Raw genomic sequence first — 20,901 nt, 5'->3', positions numbered from 1 at the left:
GGCTGACAATGTCCAAACCAGAAGACAAGAGGCGCAAAGCCCGGTCTGATTACGTCTACAGGCGCATGACAGGCACCACGATTGCGGCAATCCATCGGATCAGCCCCTCCACCTTCGCCCGCTGGAAGAAGTCGGCGAAAGCGCAGGGCGATGACTGGGATATCGCGCGCAGTGCATCGATCATTGCCGGTGAGGGTGTTGAGGCCGTGGTCTCCAGCGTGGTCGAAGATTTCATGATCATGGCCCAATCTCTGATCGACGAGATCAAGAACGATACGATTCCGATGGAGCAGAAAATCAAGCACCTGACGTCGCTGGCTGATGGGATGACGAAGATGACATCCGCTGCAGGCAAGCTGGCACCCCGGATCTCCGAGCTGGGCGTTGCCCAGGACGTGGTATCGCAGATGCTGGATTTTGTGCGAGCGGAATTTCCGCACCACAGTGCCGCCATTCTTGAAATCCTCGAGCCGTTTGGCGACATGCTGACCGCGCGGTTCGCCTCATGAGCAAGCGCCCGCAGCTCAAGGCGAAGGTCAGCCGCAAGGAGTTCCGCGAGAACCTTGCGGCAATGGCCAACGATTTCTCGCGCTGGATTGAACTGGCGGTATCGGAATTTCCGGCAGATGCCGACGCGCGCACCGAACGTCTGGACCGGATTGTAGATCCGCAGTCCGGCTTCCAGTACTTCCTCGAGACCTATCTGCCGCACTACGTCCGGGGCGATCACAGCCTGTTCCACCAGCACATCTTCGCGCGGGTGCCGGAGATCCTCGCGGGACCTGGAGGGGCAAGGGATCTGTTCATCGCGCCGCGCGGATCCTCCAAATCCACGCACCTCTCGCTCGGCTTCGCGCTCTACTGCGTGATGCTCGGGCGCAAGAAGTACATGCTTGAAGCCTGCGACGTCTATTCCCAGGCGGCACTGCTGATCGAAGCGATAAAGGCGGAATTAACCAGCAATCCGCGGCTGAAATTTGACTTTCCCGAAATCTGCGGAATCGGTCGCGTCTGGCGCGAGGGCGAGATCGTCACCCGCAACAACATCCGGATCGAAGGTTTGGGTGCGGGCCAGAAGATCAGGGGCCGCAGGCATGGCCCGCACCGGCCCGACATGATGTTTTTCGACGATCTGGAAAACGACGAGGCTGTGCGGTCGCCCGAACAGCGCAAGAAACTGGAGAACTGGATCAACCGCGCAGCTCTGAAGGTTGGACCTCCCGATGGGTCCATGGACGTCATCTGGGTCGGGACCGTGTTGCATTACGATGCGGTGATCGTCCGGGCCGCCAAGTCGCCTGTTTGGCGCAATGTCGAGTTCCAGGCCATCGTCAAATGGCCCGACAACATGGAGCTCTGGGACCGGTTCGAAGAGATCTATCAGAACGACGGCGAACCGGCGGCACGGGCATTCTATCTGGCCAACAAGGCCGCGATGGATGCGGGCGCAGTGGTCAACTGGCCGTCGATGCAATCATTGATCTTCCTGATGTTCGAACGCGCGGCCTCGCATGACGCGTTCCAGACGGAGTATCAGAACAAGCCGATTTCCGAGGGCAATCCATTCGGAAAGCTGATCTACTTCGTTATTCCGACACCCAACCTGATCCATTTCGGGGCCATCGACCCGTCGCTAGGCAAGCATGGCAAGGGCCGTGATCCATCGGCCATTCTGGTGGGCGGTTTTGATCGGATGACCGGCAGAATGGATCTGCTCGAGGCATCGATCCGCAAGAGACTGCCAGATATCATCATCAGCGATGCCATCGCGATGCAGAAGAAGTACCAGGCGCACCTGTGGTTTGTGGAAGCGGTGCAGTTCCAAGAATTCCTGCGCACAAGCCTCATGACCGAGGCGGCAAAACAGGGCGTGGCCCTGCCTGCGGTACCGATCACGCCCCATGCTGACAAAAACCTGCGCATCGAGCGGCTGCAGCCGCCGGTCGCCGCCGGTCTGATCCGCTTCAATGCCAACCACACCACCATGATCGATCAGCTCCAGCAATGGCCCGATGCGGATCATGACGACGGCCCCGATTGCCTGGACATGCTTTGGCAGAACGCCCTGCGATATGCCGGCGGTCTGGCTGGAAGTGAGACCGGCGTTTCCACTTCATCCTCGGCGCATAGCGATCTTCTGGAAGGATACCGCCTGTGAACAACTCTGACAGCGATCTGACAGCATCTGAGCGCAAGAATTTGCCCCGTGACGCGAAGCATCTGATTGCGAACGCGCGGAACGACATCACGATCCCGTTTTTTTCGGGCGCGCTTCAATATGTCGATGAGACGCTGATCCAGAAGGGCGGCGGCCGGGGCCTGAAGATCTACGATGAGATTGAGCGCGACACTCATGCCTTCGCCATGCTCCAGAAGCGCAAAAAGACTCTGGTGGCGCGGGAATGGGTGGTCGAGGCGGCATCGGACGATGCGAAGGACGTGCGCGCGGCCGAGATCTGCAAAGCGCTCTTGAAGGCGCTCCCCTTTGATCGGATCTGCGAGGATTTTCTTGATGCCACGTTGAAGGGTTTTGCCGTTTCGGAAATCGTCTGGGGGCGTCGTGAGGGGCTGATCGCGCCTGAAAAGATTGTTGCGCACGATCAGCGGCGGTTTGTGTTCGATGAAGACTGGAATCCGCGCCTGCTGACCTACACGGACATGAGGGACGGCATTGAATTGCCTGGTCGCAAGTTCATCGTGCATCGGCATGGTGTGAAGGGGAACAACCCTTACGGACTTGGCCTTGGCACCCGTCTGTTCTGGCCGGTCCTGTTCAAAAGAGAGGGTGTAGCGTTCTGGCTGCACTTCCTCGAAAAGTTTGCCGGACCGACAGTCGTGGCAGAGATCCCCTTTGGTGTCCTGCCCGAGGAGCAACGGAAGTTGATGATCTCGCTGAACCAGATCCGAACATCGTCGGCAGTGACCGTTCCGGTTGGCACGGATGTGAAGTTCCTTGAGGCGGCGCGCAGCGGCTCTGTGACCTATCAGGAATTCCTCAACTATTGGGACAAGCAGATGTCGATCTGCGTCAATGGCGAGACGCTGACCACCGACATCGGCTCCAACGGCTCCAGGGCTGCATCCCAGACCCATGAGAACATGCTGGAGAACCTGGTCGACAGTGATGGCGACTTGTTGTCCGATACGCTCAAACAGCAGCTGCTGACGTGGATTGTCGATTACAACGTGCCTGGTGCGCGTGTGCCGGACGTCTGGCGGGTCCGGGCAGAAAACGAGGTCGAAACGGCCAAGGTGCGCAAGTCGAAGGCAGAGGCTGCCATCGCCGTGGACAAGGCGTTGATGGCCGTTGTTCGCACCGCGCGCCAGTTCGACAGTGACGATGATGCCCGTGAGTACATCACATCACACGGTTTGACAGAAGGTCTGTCCGATCAGACCATCGATCAGCTGGTTGCCATGCGCAGCCGGATCGAAGAGCCTCAAGCGCCCAGCTTCGCGGCTGGAAAACAGCGTAAAAAAAAAGTTCATGATCACGCCTGCTTTGCCAATCCGGACAATCCAACCGCGCAGCTGACCGACCAGCTGCTGGCGGAATCGGCGGATCATTTCGCGCGGCGCATCGCGGCGATCCGCAAGGCGGTGGATGCGCCGAATGCCGATGAGGCATCTGCCAACTTGTTGAAGCTCTGGTCCGGCTGGTCACCAAGCCTCCTGGGGCGACTGATTGACCAGGCGCTGGAACTTTCGGCTTTGCAGGGGCGCGAGGCAGTCTTTGCCGAAACCGATGCGACCGAAGAGTTCGCAGCGAAGGTGGTGCCCCAGCCGTTTCAGGAGCAGATTGATTTCCTGCTGCAGAAACGCGCCAAACCGACCAAGGCCTGGACGGATGCCATGGCCGGTGATCACGACAGGGCATTCGTCGTGGCCGGTGCGACGGACCTTGCGATGGTCGAGGAATTCCATGAGGCCATTCTCGACGCGGCACAGTCCTGGGACCGAAAGGCGTTTGCCAAAGACTTTGACCGCATCGTCGAGAAATATGGCTGGGACTACAATGGCGGTCGGGATTGGCGCATCCGTACAATCTTCGAAACCAACATGCGCACAAGCCATATGGCGGGCCGTCTTCAGCAGATGCGCGATCCGGACGTGCTGCGCTTGCGGCCGTTCTGGCAATACCGTCATGCGGACACCCGCGTACCACGCAATCCAAGGCCATCGCATCAGTCCTGGGATGGCCTTGTCCTGCGACATGATGACCCCTGGTGGGACTACCACTTTCCGCCAAACGACTGGCAGTGCAGTTGCGGTGTTGCCAGCCTGTCTCAAGGCGATCTGCGCCGCCTGGGCAAGGACGGCCCGGACACCGCCCCTGAAATCATCATGGAGACCTACACCCATGCTGCGACCGGCGAGACGGTTCGGAAGCCGAAGGGTGTCGGCTATGGCTGGGACTACCAGCCCGGAAACCTCTGGGAGCGGGGTCTGGTCCCGTCTCAGCTGATGGAAGAGGCGGGTGGCCCGACTGAGTTCGGGCGGCACGTTGCCCTGGTGGACGTACCCGAACCTATTGAAGACCTGATTGCGAAGGCGCGACCCTTCAAAGCTGAACCATTGGCGGAGGGTTTGACCGATGCGGAGTACATCGACGGCTTCCTGTCACCTTTCGGTGCAAAGCGAGGTGAAGCGGTCCTGTTCGAGGACCGGGCAGGCGACCGCATCCCGATCTCGGATCAGTATTTCAGGACTGCGCGGGGTGATCTGAAGGTTGGAAAGCGGGATCGTGCAGTGCTCACGCCCTTGATGGCAGAGACCATCATGGATCCAGATGAAATCTGGGTCGGCGTGGTATCGCGCCCAGATCCGCTGGACAGCTCAGTGGAGAACCTGATTGTGGATCGGCGCTACATCCGTGTCGATCTGGAAACCGGCCTGCTTGTCGTTCTTCAGATCGGACGTAAATTCTGGGAGGCGGTCACCGCCTATCCCCCATCTGACAAAAAGGGCCGTCCGGACATGAAGCAGCTTGACCGGAGACGCGGCGGCAAACTGCTCTGGAAACGAAAAAGGCGGCAGAGGTGATCCTGCCGCCCGGTCAGATAACTAGCTGGACCATCACCGGTCTTCGCATCTCCGACACATCTGAAAATAGGCATTCTTGACGGGAAAATCAATATGACCGGTATCAGCTACGAAATCGACGCCAGCGAAGCCCTGGCGGGCGTGGAGGATCTCAAACGCCGCCTCGCCCAGTCGGCCGGGTTCTACAAGAACGTGGGCGAGTACCTGGTCTTTTCGACGAAGGAGACTTTCGACCGCGAGACCTCACCGGACGGTCAGCCGTGGAAGCCGCTTTTGCCATCGACGATCCGGGGTCGCGCTTCACGCGGTCAAATGCCCATCGCCATTCTTCGGGCGCAGGGCGATCTTGCCGGTTCCATCAATGCCCAGGCTGACAGCACGGAAGTCAAGATCGGCTCGGCCGTCCCATATGCTGCCATCCACCAGCTGGGCGGCACGATCAAGAAACCGGCGCGCCAGGGCGAGATATTCCTCAAACGCAACGAAAGGACCGGCGAGATCGGCAACCGCTTTGTAAAGAAGTCCAAATCCAACGCGGTCCAGGATGTGACAATTCCCGCCCATGAGATCACCATCCCGGCGCGCCCTTACCTGGGCATTTCCGATGCGGACCAGGCTGCAATTATCGAGATCGCGGACGAGTGGTTGCACGACTGATTTTGCCTATCGGGAAAAATCGCCGCTGTGGGGCGCAGGGTGCCTCCTGCGCCCACACCCCCGGAAAATCCGGCCAAGGGGTGTTAAGGTGGTGTTAGAATGGCTCTGTGCCCCGATTGAGCCCCTATCCCAGTAGAGAACAACGAACTCCGGCTTGCCAGAAGCCAATTCATCGCGCACCTTGCCCTTCGCAGAGCTGATTTTCGATGACCGGACCTAGGTCCGGGCCACAGGTGCAAATCACGCCGCTAGAGATGATCCACGTTGAACGAACTGGATCATGCCCTGATGCCCAAAGCTACAACCCAACCGAAGACCGCCCGGATCGAAGTATTCCGCCCCGGCACTTTCTCCCCCATGCAGGGCGGCTCCCTGTCGTTCTCGAATGCGGACCTGAAGGCCATCGCGGACGCCTATGCGCCCGATACCGCACCCGCGCCGATTGTTGTGGGTCATCCCAGCACCGATGCGCCTGCATTCGGCTGGGCCGACAGCTTTGAGTTCGACGCAACCGAAGAGCGGCTCTACGCCAATCTGAGCGACATCGACGCCGAGTTCGCTGCGGCTGTTCAGGCTGGACGCTACAAGAAGGTGTCCTTGTCGTTCTTCCCGCCCGACCATTCTGCAAACCCGGTGCCCGGTTCCTGGTATCCCAAGCATGTCGGCTTTCTCGGCGGCGCGGCACCTGCCGTCAGCGGCCTGAAGAACGCCCAGTTCTCAATCACCTCGGACGAGGCCATCACCTTTACCGCCGATTTTGGCGAATGGGGCTTTGAGCGTACCGCGCGCATGTTCCAGGGCATCCGCGAGTTCTTGATCGAGAAATTCGGCCTTGAGGACGCGGACAAGGCGATCCCGGCCTACGAGATCGAATGGCTGGACGATACCGAAATCGAAAAAACCCCGCGCGCGTTCTCAGCGCCAAAAACCACCCCCGAACCGAAAAAGGAGGCCATTGTGCCCACAGACCCCAAACCGGCTGACCCCCAAAAGGAAGCCGATTTCGCCGCCCGTGAGGCAAAGCTGAACGAGCGCGAAGCAAAGATTGCCCACGATCAGAACGTCAGCTTCGCCGACGAGCTGGTAACCGAGGGCCGTCTTCTGCCAGCGTCCAAGGACAAGGTTGTCGCGATCCTGGACGCTCTGCCTGCCGATGTGTCGGTGTCCTTCGCCGAAGGAGAGGCCAAGCTGTCCCCGGCTGATGCTGTCCGTGCCGTTCTGAAAGAGCAGCCCAAGGCCGTGAGCTTCGGCAAGCTCGATCTGCCCGAGGCCGGTTCCGAGCAGACGGCAACCTTCGCCAGTGATGGCAACACGGTGGATCCGGCTCAGCTGGAGATCCACCAGAAGGCGCTCGCTTACCAGAACAAACATCCGGACACCGCGTATCTCGCGGCTGTGCGCGCCGTTTCCTGAAGGAGGAACAACAGATGCAATATTTCCAGGACGTCCTGTCCCTCACCGCCACCGCCACCGGCCTGTTCGATGCCTATGACCTCATCGGTTTTGATGACGCCAAGATTACGACCAACGATGCTGCGGTGAAGGGGTTTGCCAAAAACCCTGCCACAGAAATCGGCATGGACGTTGCGGTCTGCGTGATCGGGACAGTGCGTGTCAAAGCTGTCGGCGCAATTGCCGCAGGCGAGCAGGTCAAAACGGCCGCCGCAGGTGGCGTCCAGACCGGCGGTGTCGATCCTGTCAACCCGTTTGCCACAGCGCTCACAGCAGCCGCCGATGGCGAATACGTCACAATCCTCCTGCGCTAAGGAAAATCATCATGAACCAACCCGTAAACGTCCGCACCGCCGCCGTCGTCGACCCGATCCTGTCGACACACGCGCGCGGTTACCGCAACGCCATGTTCATCGCGGAAATGTTGTTTCCGCGTGTCCGCATCCCGAACCGCTCCATGCGTGTCCTGAAGTTTGGCAAGGAAAGCTTCCGGATGATCAACACCCGCCGCGCGCCTGGCGCGAACAAGAAGCGCGTCCAGTACGGCTACGAATCCGATCCGATCTCATTGGTCCAGGATGCGCTTGAAGGGCTGGTGCCCATCGAGCACCAGGAAGAGGCGATGAGCATTCCGGGCGTCGATCTCGCTGCCAACGCCATCGACATGGTGCTGGACGTCGTCGATCTGAACCTTGAGTACGAATGTGCGACCATGGCCCGGAACGCGACCAACTATTCTGCGAACAACAAGCTCGCGCTGACCGGCACGGATCGCTGGACCAGTGCCACGAGCGACCCCAAGGGCGACATGGACGCGGCGAAGGAAGCGATCCGCAGCATGATCGGGCGCTATCCCAACACGCTGGAGCTGGGGCCGACGGCCAAGAATGCGCTCTGCAATCACCCGGCCATCAAGGAGCAGTTCAAGTACACCAGCAAGGACAGCATCACGGTCGAGATGTTGGCGGCGTACTTCGAAGTTGACCGGGTGGTGGTGGGCAAGGCCGTCTATCTGCCGGAAACCGCCGGTGACGATGATCCGGCAACCGACGTCTGGGGTGACGATGCGATCCTCGCCTATGTCCCTCTGACCGGCGACAACTTCCGGGTGCCCTCCTTTGGCTACACCTACGAGCTCGCCGGATATCCGATGGTGAACCAACCCTATTTCGAAAACTCGAACGACAGCTGGATCTATCCGACGAAGGTTGAGCGCCGTCCGTACCTGGTGGGGGCCGAAGGCGGCTTCCTGTTCCAGAACGCCGGCGCGGCTGCAGCCTAAGGAGGGCATCAACATGGAAGATCTGATCAACATGGAAGATCTGATTGAAGTCACTCTGATCGCGCCTGCGAAGGTCGATGGCATTCGCAAACCGGTCGGCGCAAAGGTCCACGTGACCAAAGAGGTCCGCGACCAGCTCGCAGCCTCCGGAGCAGCCGTCAAGTTGGCTGATCTGGACGATGAGCTTGAGGTGGAGATCACCGAGTTCGAGATGGCCGTCAAGGAAAAGGCCGAAGAGCTGGTTGTGGTCGCCGTCGAGGATCTGGTCGAAGAAACCCGCAAGGCCGAGGCGCGCGCCAAGGCCGCGACCGAGCGCGCGGATCGGCTGGAAGCCGAGCGCGCGGAAGTCGAGATGGGCCGCGACATCATGGCGGGCCGCGCAGAGCAGGCTGAGGCGAAGGTCGCGGAGCTGGAAGGCCAGATCGCCGCGTTGACAGCAGAGCAGAAACCCAGCCCAGCGTCTGTAGACGCTGACAAAAAGAGCGCGCCTACCAAGGCCGCCGAGAAAGAGACGGGCAGGAAGCCCGCAGCCAAAGGCAAGGCGACTTAAACAACCCCCCAGGCTGGCAAAGCCTTGCCCTCGCCAGGGGGCCTTTCGGTCCCCTGGCATTTCAATCCTACCTCCAGCACCAGGGCACACTTATGACCGACACACCCCACAAAGGCCTTCCCGTTCACGGTTACCGCCCGCAGTCCGATGACGCCTTGGCCCTTGTCCAGGCGAACAAGGAAGCCGAGGAGCGCGTTCTGCGTATTCTCGATGAACTGGAGGAATGGCAGGAAATCGACGGACGTTGGCTGGCCATTGGCCGCACCAACATCGAGCAGGGCTTCATGGCAATGAACCGCGCCGTGTTTAAGCCCGGACGCGCGACCTTGCCCGAGGATCAGGACGAAGCATGATCCGCGCCTTTCAATATCCAGACCGCGTCACGCTTGAAAAGGCAATGTCGCCCGGCGGCTTCTGCCTGGAGCCGCGCCGTGTCGCTGGCCTCTACGAGCTTGTTTACGTCTGCCCGTGTGGATGTGGCGTAATCGGCAGGCTGTTGGTCGGAGACGGCCACAAGCCCGGCGGCGACCGCCCGAGCTGGAACTGGAATGGCTCCAGGGAGGAGCCAACGCTGCAGCCTTCGGTGAACCATGTGGATCACTGGCATGGGTATCTGCGCAGCGGCTACTGGGTGCTGGCATGACCTATGCTGCTCTTGAAGATCTGATCGAGCGCGCAGGTGAAACGGAGATCCTGCAGGTCGCAGATCGTGACGGTAACGACGCGCCCGACCCCGATGTGATCGAAGCCGCCCTGGTGCATGCCGACAACATCGTGAATGGCTACGTCGCGCACCGCTACGGCCTGCCGTTTGTTCAGACACCTGATCTGGTTCGTACCTGGGCCACATCGATTGCACGGTACTACCTTCACCGAGACGGCGCACCGGACCAGGTGAAGGATGACCACAAAGAAGCCCTTGCGGCCCTGAAGGATGTGGCGCGCGGCATGATTTCGCTGCCAGATGCGGCAGGGCAAGAGCCGCAACAGACGCAAGGCGTCCATATGGCTATTCATCCCGACGAGGTGTTCACCCGTCAGAAACTGGCTGGCTACAATGATTGAAGTTATCCGCCAGCATCTGGAAGACACCGCCACCACGCTGACCGCCGTGGAGATCGCCGAGGACCTGGACGCATTGGTCGCAGGGACCGCGGCCAAAAGCGGCACCGCATTCGTGGTTCCTTTTCGCGAAAGGGCCAAGCCGAACAGCCGGTCGATGGGGGGGCACCTTCAGCTCGTCCAGGTCCAGTTCGTCGTCGCATTTGTCATCCAGCAGCACTCCGACGCCAAGGGCGCGGCCCGTGCCAGAGCCTTCGATGGTTTCAAGACCGATATCGAACAGGCCCTTGCAGGCTGGCAGCCGGAAGAGGCCGAAGAGCCGTTTGAGTTGGTGGGCGGTGAGAGCTCATCGCTCGGCAACAACCGAAGTGTCTACGCCCAGACATGGGAAACCAGCCGAATTTTGACAGGAGACCAACCATGAAGAAACCCGAAACAGGCGGTCGCTTTGTGCGCGATCCAAAGTCGAAGCGCCTCAAGCAGGTGCAGAAACCGACCGGCGAAGCATCCGCTCCCGAACGTGAACAACTGACTGATGATGCGGCCAATGTGCCTGCATCTGACGAAAACAAGGAAGGAAACTGATCATGGCTGTCCGTCATTGGCGCAAACTCGCCATCCTGAGCAAGATCGAAACAACCTACGGGACAGATGCCGCGCCAGCCGCCGCAGACGCACTGATCGCGCGGAACGTCACCTTCGCCCCGATGGAAGGCGAGGAAGTGTCCCGCGATCTGCTCTTGCCTTACCTGGGCAACCAGGGCGTGAAGCTGGCAGGCATTTACGCCCGGCTCGAGTTCGACATCGAAATTGCAGGCTCGGGTGCTGCAGGTACGCCGCCGAAATACAGCTCTGCGCTGCGGGCTGTCGGCATGAGCGAGACAATCAATGTTGATACGGATGTGACCTACAACATCGTCGAGGACGGGGTTGAGGCGGCGTCGATCTACTTTGTCAGTGACAAGGTTCAGCACGTCATGTTGGGGTGCCGTGGCAACCTCGTGCTGAACTTCACGCCCAAGGGCATCCCCTACTATCGCTTCACGTTCATGGGACTGCTGGGCACGATCACTGACATCGGGTCCATGCCTGCGGTGAGCCAGACCGGCTGGATTGACCCCCTGGTCGTGTCAAAGGAAGCGACGGTCCTCACCCTGCACGGCTGGACCGCGATTGCCGAGAGCTTTTCGCTGGATCTGGGCAACACGGTCACGCCACGCTTCCTGATCGGCGATGAGAATATGCCGATCACGGATCGGAGCGCCACAGGTACGGCTGTTGTGGAGGCAAAATCCCTCGCGACAGTCGATTGGTTTGCGATTTCCCAGGCGCGCACCCTTGGTGCCTCATCGCTGGTCCACGGAACGACCGAGGGCAACATCGTCGAGGTGACTGCGCCCGCTGTTGAGATCGGACGTCCGACGCAGGGCCAGACCAACAACATCGTGAACTATTCACTGCCGTTGTTGCTAACCCCGGACAGTGGCCGCGACGAATTGGAAATCGTCGTGCGCTGAACGCGCGCCGGTTTGCACTCTCTTTCCCAGCATCAAAGGACACCACATGGACTTCCAGATCACAAAAACATTCACCTACTGGTGGCCGGTCACGGTCAGTATTCCCAACCCCGATCCGGATCATGCCGGAAAGGTCATCAAACAGACCTTCAAGATGCAGTTCGAGGCCATTGACCGGGACAAGCAGATCGAGAACCAGCAAAAGCTCGATGTGCTGATCGACCCCAAGGATATCGTCAAACACGAGCACGATTTTTTGCGGTTGGTCTGCAAGAACTGGTCGGGTGTGGTCGATGACACAAAGTCGCCGGTCTCCTTTACCGATCAGGCTTTCAGGGATGCCCTTCAGAAGGCCTGGTTCCGCGAGGCGGTCTATGCCGCCTACAACGAGAGCCTGAGCGGCAAGGATGCGCGCCTGGGAAACTGAGGGCGGCGGCGCGCGCCTGGGCGTTCGGGAGAAGCGGCAAGGCCGACCCTGAACTTCCCGTTACCGTCGATGACGATGTCGCCGCCGATTTTGCCACAATGGGGCTGACCGTCGAGGTCGATCAAACCGAGACCCATGCTTTTCAGGTTTGGGCAGTCAACTGGGAGAGCCTGTGCATCTTTCTGGATTGCGAAACACAGTGGCGGGTGGCTGTCGGCCCCAGTGGTGGCCAGCTGACTGGGCTGGATTACAGCGCCGTCGATGTGGTGCTGCGGCGCAGGAAGGCAGCCGACGACGTCTTTGATGATCTGCAGGTGATGGAGCTGGCGGCGCTGGCCGCGATGGGAGAGAACTGATGCGTGATACTGCTTTCAACATCGCAATGGTATTCCGGGCAGATACCGATCAGGCCCGCACCGCCCTGACCCAGATGGATCAGGCCCTGGGAACCATCAACACCCAGACAGGGCAATCAACTGCTACAGCCAAGGCCCATTCCACCGCGCTTGAAAAGGAAGCCGCCTCCGCGCGTGAAGCGGCAGCCGCCACCCTGAAGCTGTCCGAGGCCGAGCGGCAAGCCCAGGAGGAGGCCAAGCGCCGCTCAGGTATTCCCGCGCGTCCAGTCCCTGCAAACCAGCCGACTGGCGCAACGCCTCACTTCGGACCTGAAATCCCCAAACAGATCGAAGATATGCGGGCGAAGTACGTACCGCTTTTCGCGGTGCAACGGACCTACCAGGCCGAGCTGAAACAGATCAATGCGGCGCATAAATCGGGTGCAATCTCAGCAAAGGAGCATGCCGCCGCAATGGCGCACCTTGAGGCCGGGTATCGCAAGCAGGTTGCCCAGATCGGAGCACTCAATCCGGTTCTGGGGGCGAACCGCAACCACATGAAACTGAACGCGCATCAGGCCCAGAATCTGTCCTATCAGATCAATGACGTGGTGCAGACACTGGCACTCGGCATGCCTCTGCAGCAGATCCTGATGCAGCAAGGTCCACAGATTACGCAAATATATGGGGGGGTCGGCAATACGTTTCGGGCGCTCAAATCAGCTTTGACTGCTGGTCGCCTTGCGATTGGCGGCGTGTCCGCCGCCGTTGTGGTCGGCGCGTCAGCCTGGAACGGGTATCTGAAATCAACCAAGGATGTGGCGACGGCCGCCACCGGGATCGGACGTGCGGTAGCCGGCACATCCGAAGAGATGGAAGCCGCCGCCCGCGCTGGCGCAGCTGCGGCCGGGATCAACATCAAGGCGGCGCGGTCGATGGAAGCTCAGTTCCTGCGCACCGGCAGGATCGGCTCAGAGAGCTTCGAAGGCCTGATTGGTCTATCGAAGGATTTTGCCGCGACACTGGGCATCGATGCGAAAGAGATCGGTGGGACGCTGGCCGATATGTTTGCCGACCCGGCCGAGGCGGCGGATACGCTGCTGAACAAATACGGCCTCATCGATGCGGCGACGGCGCGCAATGCCCGGATGCTGGCGGCGCAGAACCGCGAGAGTGAGGCGCGCGCGGTGCTGATTGAGGCCCTGCCTGACCGGCTGGCAAAGGCCGAAGAGGCGGTCACGGGGCTGGCAGGTGCTTGGAATGCCGTGAAAACCGGTGCCAGCAATGCTTTGGACGCCACAGGCCAATTCATTGACGCGGTGGCGGATGGAGAAGCCGCCGTTGACCCGCAAATCCTTATAAGGGGTCAATTGGCTGCCGTTCGCCGCGCAAGGCAGAAGGTGGAGGACGGCCAGGGCGATGGTCTACTTGGTCGAATTCGTGGGTTCGTAAGCCACGCCGGAGATGCTGACCAAGTCGAAATTGAACTTGATCGAATGCTTGATGAACGGCGCAGGGAAGCAGCGCTTATTATGCGCCGATCCGAAAGAGAGCGGGGCGAGAAATTTGGCTCTAGGGCCATTGGTATCGCAGACCAGTCATCGGCGATTGCTGACGCCATACGGCGGGAGGCGCTGCAAAACGACATTGCCGCTCTGCGTACTGGTCAGAACGCGCCTGGTCTGGATGACACCCAACGTGAACGGATTGCCCAGGTCATCGAGGCGCGATCCAATGCGCTGGATGGGCTGATCAACAAACAGGCCCGCCTGCTTCAGCTCGACCGACTGGATGTTCAGATCCAGACCGAGCGCAATCCGCTGCTGCGCGCCGATCTGGAAGCGCGCCGGACCCGATTGGAGCTGGCCGATCAGGAAATGACCTCCGACAAAGTTGCTGCTGAAGCAGCAAGGGCGCGCGCCAGGGTGCTCCTCGAGGCCACCAGCGCCGCACAAACGCAAGCCAGAGACATGCGCGCCGAAATCGAGATCAGGGGGCGTCTGAGCGCATTGGTTGCCTCTGGCGCCTTGACCAGTGAACAGGCCAACAGACAGCTCCAGGAGGAGCTGCAGCTCAGACCGTTGATCACGGCGGCCGCGATGGCAGAGGGTGCCGAAAAGGCAGAACTGCAAAAGGTGATCGAGCAATTGCGCGACGGCTACGCGGATCTGGAGAAGCAGCGCAGCCAAGCCTCGGGAGCTGAGTTTCTGCGCGGTCAGCAGGAAACGCTTGAGAAGCTGCGCGTTGAGGCCTCGCTCCTGGGGGTCAACGCGGAAATGCGGGCCAAGATACTGGGTCTTCTGGAAGCGGAGCGCGAGATCCGCGCGCGCGGCATCGACCCGGCCAGCCAGATCGCGGGCAATATCCGAGGCACCGCCCAGGTCATTGCGGCGGAAACGCTCGAGCTGGAGCGATGGACCGAGGCCTGGGACAAGGTTGGCAATTCGGCGGAAAGCGCCATCGACAAGGTGACCGATAGCCTGACCAAAGGCGATATTTCCGGTGCCCTGGAAGGTCTCGCCGCCGAGATCACCGGCCTCTTTACCGAGTTAACGATCAAGAACCCGCTGAAGAACGCCATTCTGGGCACGAACTACGGCACGATGGACGAAGTCGGCGGCCTTGGTGGGATCTGGGACCGGCTGACTGGTAAGGCGACCGCACCTCAGGCCTCCTCCATCCTCAAGTCACAGATCATGAGCACGGGCGCGATGACCGTGACAGCCGGGACCGTCACAGTGAATGGCGGTCTGGGGTTCGCTGCTGGTGCGGCCGGTCAGGCCGGGGGTGCCGCCAACATCAACGGCGTTGCGGCGGCTGGCGGGTTGACCGGCCAGCAGGATGTGCAAAATCAGGTTTGGCGTTTCTTTGCCGCCAAAGGCCTCAAGCCGCATCAAATTGCCGGGATCATGGGCAATGTGAGCGCGGAAAGCGGGTTCAACCCGCTGGCTCAAGGCGACGTGATAAACGGGAAACCGACGTCGTTCGGCCTGTTTCAGCATCACAAGAACCGGGCGACAGGGCTTTTGAACCAGGTGGGGGGACGAGGGAACCTTGGCGATGTGCAAGGACAACTCGAATATGTCTGGAAAGAGCTGCAAAGTTCCGAAGGGGCGGCCATGCGGCGTCTGCTTGCATCGACCAATGTGAGAGAGGCAACTGGTGCTTTTGTCGGCTTCGAGCGCCCTCAAGGCTGGAGCGCGCAAAACCCTGAAGGTGCGCTGCACTTCGACCGCCGTCTGGGGGCCGCACAGGCGGCAATGACCAAGTTCAGCACAGCAACCGATGCGGCAACGCAAAACCTCGGAACGCTGGGCCAGGGGGCGGATATCGTCGGTACCATCCTGTCCAACATCACCGGAATCGGCGGCGGTCAGAGTGGTGGCGGTGGCAGTCTGTGGGGCACTCTGATCGGTGGCATTGCAGGCGCTGTTGGTCTGCCTGGTTTCCGCGTTGGAGGGGCGACCGGCGGCTCTGATCCGTCCAGGGTGGCTGGCGTGGTCCACGAGCAGGAATTCGTCTTTGACGCGGACGCCACCCGCAGGATCGGCGCGGCGAACCTGGAGGCCATCCGCAAGGGCTCCATGCCAGGCTACAGGAAAGGTGGGCTGGTCAGTTCCAACCCGGCACCTGCGAGTGGGTTTGCACCGCAAGTCGCCAACCAGGCTGCGCCAGTGGTGATGATCAACAACTACACCGGCGAACCAGTTACGCAGGAGGAAACGGTCGGCCCGGGCGGGCAGAAGCGTCCGGTCATCTCCATCGGTGAGCAAGGTGCTGCAGCCGTTGCACAGCGGGGCAATCCGCTCAGCAGGCAACTTGAGGGTCAATACGGTCTCAAACGTAAAGGTCCGGCAAGATGACCATTCTGACATGGCCCACGAATTTGCCACGACCTGAGCGGTCAACATGGCAAAGGCAGTCGCAGGATCCACGTCAAAAGCGGATCAGTGAGAATGGCCCGCCAGGCTATCGGCGCAAATTTTCCGGCGTGGCAAAAAACATCAGCTTGTCGGTCACCCTCACCCGAAGCCAAAAACAGACCTTCGACCGGTTCTACGAGATCGACACGAAGCACGGTTCTTTGCTCTTCACCATGCCGGATCCTACAACCGACGGCTGGCCGTTGCTCTCGACAACCGGGCAGCCGCTTTTTCAAAGCGAAGGCGTACCGCTGTTGGTCGCGGCTCAATGGCTGTGCCTTTTCGGCGAATCAGCTCCGACAGAGACCATTCAGGGTATCGAGTTTCTTATCCGCTTCTCCGTGACGGTGATGCCATGATCCGCAAAAGCCTCAACGCCCGATTGATGCAAGACGCCGCGACCAGTGACGAGATCTATGTCCTGCTGCTTGAGATCACCCACACGTCGCTGGATGCGCCCATCCGACTATCCACGGACAATGCAGAGCGGATCTCCACGGACCCACTGATCTACGGAACCAGATCAACCTGGCAGGGCGCAAACCCTGCAACAGAACCCTACCTCTGGGTGATCGCGTCGGTTCTTGTGCCGGATGACAAGCAAGACGCACCGGCGGCGGGGTCGTTTGTTCTTGAGAACCTGGACAACAACATCGTCGGACTTTTGCGATCCTTTACCGACCTCGCCACCCTCAACATGGCCGTTGTTCTGGCGTCTTCGCCAGACTTCATCGAGCGCGAGTGGGTTGGTCTGAAAATCACCACGGCCGAGATGAATGCAGGCGAAGTCAGCCTGTCATTTTCCCGCGAAGAGATCGAGCTTGAGCGGTTCCCGGTCGGACGCCTTAACCGCAACAGTTTTCCGGGGCTGCACCTATGAACCAATGGTCAAACAACTATGTCGGAACGCCATACGATGAGCACGGCCGCCTGCGTACTGGATGTGATTGTTACGGCTTGATCTGCGTCGTTTACCAGGAAGAGCTCAACATCACGTTGCCCGATTATCTTGGCTATTCCTCGGTCGAAGAACATGCGGAGATCGCCGCTTTGATCTCTGACGGGAAATCATCTCCGGTCTGGGTCCCAACCGATGGAAGCGCGGTTGCTTTCGACGTTGCGGTCTTCCGGCGCGGTCGCCTGGATACCCATGTCGGCCTGATCGTGAAGCATGGGATCATGTTGCACATGGCCGACGAGGACTGCGCCAAGCATGCCGATTACCGTACCGGTGCCTGGGCGCATCGCCTCACAGGGATATTCCGGCATGTGGATCTGATCTCACGAGCTGCGCCATGACCCCCAAGGGTGAACTGATCCCTGTCCTGGCAGCCCCACTTTTCGATCCGGCGGCCGGGCGCATAGATGTCGAGGTTTCTGTTGGCTTGACCGTGGCTGAAATCGTCGCTTCTGTCTTGCCGGGGCTGAGCGATGCTGAGCGGCCGTCTGTTCGCGTTGCTCTGGTGACCCGGCAAGGGTCCGCGATCATCGAGCCCGAGAATTGGCATCGTGTCCGGCCCCGACCAGGTGTGCATGTGGTGATCCGCGTCGTGCCTGGTAAAGACGCCTTGCGCAGCATCCTTTCCATCGTTGTCGCCGTCGCGGCCGCAGCACTATCTGGCGGCGCGCTGGCGGGAACGATCGGAACAGCTCTAGGAATAGGTGCAAAGGCCGGGGGAGCGCTGCTTTCGCTCGGGGTGACAGCCTTGGGCAACCTCGCAATCAATGCGCTTATCCCACCGCCCGAACCAGATCCCGGCCCTGAAAACACTTACACGATTTCCGGATGGCGCAACCGGCTGGATCCGGACGGCGCGATACCTGTCGTGATGGGAAAACTCAGGTTTGCCCCTCCCTTTGCCTGCCGACCATTCACTGAGATCGTGAATGGCGATCAGTACGTCGTGAGCATGTTCCTTTGCGGCTATGGGCGCTTGTTGCTCAGTGATTTTCGCATCGGTGACACCTCAATTGCCGAGTACGATGAGGTGGAACTTGAGGTTCGGGAGGGTGAAGAGGACGATGATCCGATTACCCTGATGCCACATCAGAAAGTCGAGGAGTCAATTGGCACCGAGCTGACACGGTTGTTGCCGCGCGATGACCTGGGCGAGATCATTCCGGGCGAGCCTGGCGTTGAAAAACCGGTGACCAGGGCAACCGGTGCCAACGCCGCCGGGGCTTCAGTGATCTTCGCATGGCCAGCAGGCTTGGTCGTGTTCGACGACAAGGGGCGCAAGGTCGCGATCACCAAAGAGATCAGGATCGAGCATCGTCTTGCTGGAAGCGACAATTGGCAGGAAGTCATCACGCTGTCCGTCGTGGAGCGCACACTGGAGGCCTTCTATCGACAGTACACATGGGACTTTCCATCGCGCGGCCGGTGGGAGGTGCGTGTGACGATGATGACGGATGAACGCGGCACGGACCAGACGCAGGAACGTACAGTTTGGGCGGCACTTCAGACCCTGCGCCCCGAGTATCCACTGAACATCGACACGCCGATGGCGCTTGTTGCACTGCGGATCAAAGCAACGGATCAGCTCAACGGCCAGTTGGACAACTTCAATGTCATGGCCTCCAGGATCTGCCCCGACTACGACGCGGAAGCCGAAGAATGGATTGACCGGGAGACGAGCAACGCAGCGTCTCTCTATCGCTATGCCCTCCAGGACAATGCCAACGCCAAACCAGCACTCGATTCGGAGATCGATCTGGAGCAGCTGATCGAATGGCACGCATTTTGCGTGGAGAAGGATCTGAAATATGACCGCGTGATGGACGATCCGCAGTTTACCCTGCGCGACGCCCTGACCGAGATCGCGGCGGCCGGGCGCGCCAGTCCAAGGCATGACGGCGTGAAATGGGGTGTCACCATCGACCGGCCGCAGGAACTGATCGTCGACCATATCAACCCCCGCAACTCGCAGGATTTCTCGATAACCCGATCCTACTTCGAACCGCCTCATGCTCTCAGGATCAAGTTCAAGGATGCGACCAACGATTACAAAGAGGCGGAGCGATATGTGCGGTGGCCGGGGTATGAGGGACCGATCAGGCTGACTGAGCAGCTCGAACAGCGCGGAAAAACGGATCCGGCCGAGGTCTATCGGGAGGGCCTGCGCCGCCTCTACGAAACAATCCACCGGCCAGACAGCTACAGCGTGATGCAGGATGGTCCGGCATTGGTCGCAACCAGGGGCGACCAGGTCATGGCGTCCCACTATGTTATCGACAGGGTTCTTGTGGCAGCTCGGATCAAGACCGTCACTGGCAGAATGGTCGAGATCGATGATCTGGTCGGGATGGTTGAGGGGCAGGATTATGGCATTCGCTTCCGGATCTATGAAGACCGGCCCGTTCACGAGGAGCCGGACACTGTGGGTCAGTCAGTTGTTTGTCCGGTGTTAACAATTGGTGGCGAGACATCAGTCCTAACGCTTGAGAAAGGGTCTGTGCAGCCAAAGGTTGGCGATCTGATCCACTTCGGCCCGCTGAGTGCCGATAGCATTCCTCTCATCGTAACTGAGGTGGAAGCCGGGGATGGCCACGTCAGCCACCTTCGGCTTATCGACGCAGCTCCAGAAATTGACCAGCTGACGGATGAGGCGGAGATCCCGCCTTGGTCGGGCAGCATTGGTGCCGAGATCAGTGAGAACCTGGCACTGCCTTCAGCCCCGCACTTCAGCAGCGTGAAATCTGGCCTCATTGATACTGGCAATGCCGATCTCATCGTCTATCAGATCGAAGAGGGTGGCGGTCCAATTCGCGCGAACGAATTCGAGATCGAGCATCGAATTGATGGAGGGTCTACGTGGGAAAGCCTTCTTATTCCGGTCGCGAACGGGGGTGGAGAAATAGCAGCCTATGAAAACGGAGACCCCATTGAACTGAGGGCAAAAAGCATATCTGCCACTGGGGTAGAGGGGCCATACACGCCGATCCTGACCCTGACCGTCGGCTCAAAGGATGCTGGCATTCCAACGGCGCTGGACGATGAGACATTCCTGTTGAGCGGAGGCTTGGGTGGCTTCCTTGTTGGTTTCGCAACTGGCGATGACGTCAACACGACAGCGGTTCAGATCTATCGCTCGTCCAGTTCCACATTGAATCGAGAAACAGATGCCAGCGGCTCGGCCGTGACTGTTGATCCGAACCGGACCTATGAAGTTCAGCTTGGTGATGGCAGCCGTTCAAACCTAGTTCCGTCGCCTTCCTGGACGCTGGGAGCTGACTGGTCAGTCGATGGTGGGCAAATAACAAAGTCACCTGGCTCGGCTACCGGTTCATCCCTGTCCTTGGCCACTGAGGCTGGCAAATTTTACAGGTTTTCCTATGAACTCACCGATGCAACCGCAGGCTCCATTACCGCTCGGCTGATTGGTGGGTCAGTCCGGACAGGGGCGACAAATTCGACCAATCAGACCCACCTGGACCGCATTCAGGCCGTGACAGGTAATGACGCCATCGAGTGGTTGTCCGACACTGCATTCGATGGAACCATTTCCAATGTGGTCGTTATTCAGGAAACGACATCGTGCTTGGTTCAGGGCACCCATTATGTATGGATCGAGCCTCAAAATGAAGAGGGGGTGCCCGGACCTGTGTCCGGGCCAATTACGATCCAAGTTGTGTGAAGACGGTTAAAAAACC

At 59.8% G+C, this 20,901-nt stretch carries 21 protein-coding genes; all 21 read left to right on the top strand.

Translation table 11 applies throughout. The features are described from left to right. Positions 1 to 8 precede the first annotated feature (8 nt). Positions 9 to 509 (top strand): DUF1804 family protein, encoded by a 501-nt coding sequence (locus tag ACWNZ3_RS15380; RefSeq protein ID WP_114276040.1) that lies wholly within the window; start codon positions 9 to 11, stop codon positions 507 to 509. Continuing rightward, on the top strand, positions 506 to 2,158 hold the full coding sequence (terL, locus tag ACWNZ3_RS15375) for a phage terminase large subunit (protein ID WP_496900496.1): 1,653 nt from the start codon (positions 506 to 508) through the stop codon (positions 2,156 to 2,158). Before ACWNZ3_RS15380 ends, terL begins: the two co-directional genes overlap by 4 nt. Next, positions 2,155 to 5,043 (top strand): phage portal protein family protein, encoded by a 2,889-nt coding sequence (locus ACWNZ3_RS15370; RefSeq protein WP_496900495.1) that lies wholly within the window; start codon positions 2,155 to 2,157, stop codon positions 5,041 to 5,043. The genes terL and ACWNZ3_RS15370 overlap by 4 nt, the downstream gene beginning before the upstream one ends. Positions 5,044 to 5,136: 93 nt before the next feature. Next, entirely contained in the window at positions 5,137 to 5,700 is a 564-nt protein-coding gene (locus ACWNZ3_RS15365) for a phage virion morphogenesis protein (RefSeq protein WP_496900494.1), read from the top strand. A 288-nt stretch (positions 5,701 to 5,988) separates the two neighbouring features. Then, a complete protein-coding gene (locus ACWNZ3_RS15360; RefSeq protein ID WP_496900493.1) occupies positions 5,989 to 7,113 on the top strand; it encodes a hypothetical protein in 1,125 nt (374 codons plus the stop codon). Between the two features lie 14 nt (positions 7,114 to 7,127). Then, the gene (locus ACWNZ3_RS15355) at positions 7,128 to 7,466 is read left to right on the top strand and encodes a hypothetical protein (RefSeq protein WP_496900492.1); all 339 of its coding nucleotides are present in this window, start codon (positions 7,128 to 7,130) and stop codon (positions 7,464 to 7,466) included. Positions 7,467 to 7,477: 11 nt separating this feature from the next. Next, entirely contained in the window at positions 7,478 to 8,434 is a 957-nt protein-coding gene (locus ACWNZ3_RS15350; RefSeq protein ID WP_496900491.1) for a major capsid protein, read from the top strand. A gap of 13 nt (positions 8,435 to 8,447) precedes the next feature. Continuing rightward, positions 8,448 to 8,984, top strand: coding sequence for a hypothetical protein (locus tag ACWNZ3_RS15345; protein WP_496900490.1), 537 nt, complete (start codon positions 8,448 to 8,450; stop codon positions 8,982 to 8,984). A gap of 92 nt (positions 8,985 to 9,076) precedes the next feature. Then, complete coding sequence (locus tag ACWNZ3_RS15340; protein ID WP_496900489.1) at positions 9,077 to 9,337, top strand: Acb2/Tad1 domain-containing protein; 261 nt, start codon at positions 9,077 to 9,079, stop codon at positions 9,335 to 9,337. Then, positions 9,334 to 9,627, top strand: coding sequence for a ubiquitination-like system serine protease family protein (locus tag ACWNZ3_RS15335; RefSeq protein WP_496900488.1), 294 nt, complete (start codon positions 9,334 to 9,336; stop codon positions 9,625 to 9,627). The genes ACWNZ3_RS15340 and ACWNZ3_RS15335 overlap by 4 nt, the downstream gene beginning before the upstream one ends. After that, the gene (locus ACWNZ3_RS15330) at positions 9,624 to 10,049 is read left to right on the top strand and encodes a gp436 family protein (protein WP_114276048.1); all 426 of its coding nucleotides are present in this window, start codon (positions 9,624 to 9,626) and stop codon (positions 10,047 to 10,049) included. The genes ACWNZ3_RS15335 and ACWNZ3_RS15330 overlap by 4 nt, the downstream gene beginning before the upstream one ends. Further along, on the top strand, positions 10,042 to 10,470 hold the full coding sequence (locus ACWNZ3_RS15325; protein WP_496900487.1) for a phage tail terminator protein: 429 nt from the start codon (positions 10,042 to 10,044) through the stop codon (positions 10,468 to 10,470). The genes ACWNZ3_RS15330 and ACWNZ3_RS15325 overlap by 8 nt, the downstream gene beginning before the upstream one ends. Beyond that, the gene (locus tag ACWNZ3_RS15320; protein ID WP_496900486.1) at positions 10,467 to 10,631 is read left to right on the top strand and encodes a hypothetical protein; all 165 of its coding nucleotides are present in this window, start codon (positions 10,467 to 10,469) and stop codon (positions 10,629 to 10,631) included. The genes ACWNZ3_RS15325 and ACWNZ3_RS15320 overlap by 4 nt, the downstream gene beginning before the upstream one ends. A gap of 2 nt (positions 10,632 to 10,633) precedes the next feature. Next, positions 10,634 to 11,563, top strand: coding sequence for a phage tail tube protein (locus ACWNZ3_RS15315; RefSeq protein WP_496900485.1), 930 nt, complete (start codon positions 10,634 to 10,636; stop codon positions 11,561 to 11,563). A gap of 46 nt (positions 11,564 to 11,609) precedes the next feature. Continuing rightward, positions 11,610 to 11,990 carry a hypothetical protein gene (locus tag ACWNZ3_RS15310; protein WP_496900484.1) on the top strand — a complete coding sequence of 127 codons (381 nt, stop codon included), beginning with the start codon at positions 11,610 to 11,612 and terminating at the stop codon, positions 11,988 to 11,990. Positions 11,991 to 12,088: 98 nt separating this feature from the next. Then, positions 12,089 to 12,346 carry a DUF1799 domain-containing protein gene (locus ACWNZ3_RS15305; protein WP_496900483.1) on the top strand — a complete coding sequence of 86 codons (258 nt, stop codon included), beginning with the start codon at positions 12,089 to 12,091 and terminating at the stop codon, positions 12,344 to 12,346. After that, a complete protein-coding gene (locus ACWNZ3_RS15300) occupies positions 12,346 to 16,188 on the top strand; it encodes a phage tail tip lysozyme (protein WP_496900482.1) in 3,843 nt (1,280 codons plus the stop codon). The genes ACWNZ3_RS15305 and ACWNZ3_RS15300 overlap by 1 nt, the downstream gene beginning before the upstream one ends. Next, a complete protein-coding gene (locus tag ACWNZ3_RS15295) occupies positions 16,185 to 16,607 on the top strand; it encodes a hypothetical protein (RefSeq protein WP_496900481.1) in 423 nt (140 codons plus the stop codon). The genes ACWNZ3_RS15300 and ACWNZ3_RS15295 overlap by 4 nt, the downstream gene beginning before the upstream one ends. Beyond that, positions 16,604 to 17,128, top strand: a complete 525-nt coding sequence (locus ACWNZ3_RS15290) for a hypothetical protein (protein WP_496900480.1) — start codon at positions 16,604 to 16,606, stop codon at positions 17,126 to 17,128. Before ACWNZ3_RS15295 ends, ACWNZ3_RS15290 begins: the two co-directional genes overlap by 4 nt. Further along, entirely contained in the window at positions 17,125 to 17,547 is a 423-nt protein-coding gene (locus tag ACWNZ3_RS15285) for an NlpC/P60 family protein (RefSeq protein WP_114276056.1), read from the top strand. The genes ACWNZ3_RS15290 and ACWNZ3_RS15285 overlap by 4 nt, the downstream gene beginning before the upstream one ends. After that, positions 17,544 to 20,885 (top strand): TipJ family phage tail tip protein, encoded by a 3,342-nt coding sequence (gene gpJ, locus ACWNZ3_RS15280; protein ID WP_496900479.1) that lies wholly within the window; start codon positions 17,544 to 17,546, stop codon positions 20,883 to 20,885. The genes ACWNZ3_RS15285 and gpJ overlap by 4 nt, the downstream gene beginning before the upstream one ends. Positions 20,886 to 20,901 lie beyond the last annotated feature (16 nt).

It is taken from the genome of Sulfitobacter sp. IGS-18 (assembly GCF_059628195.1).
This window is presented reverse-complemented; position numbering and strand designations above follow the sequence as displayed.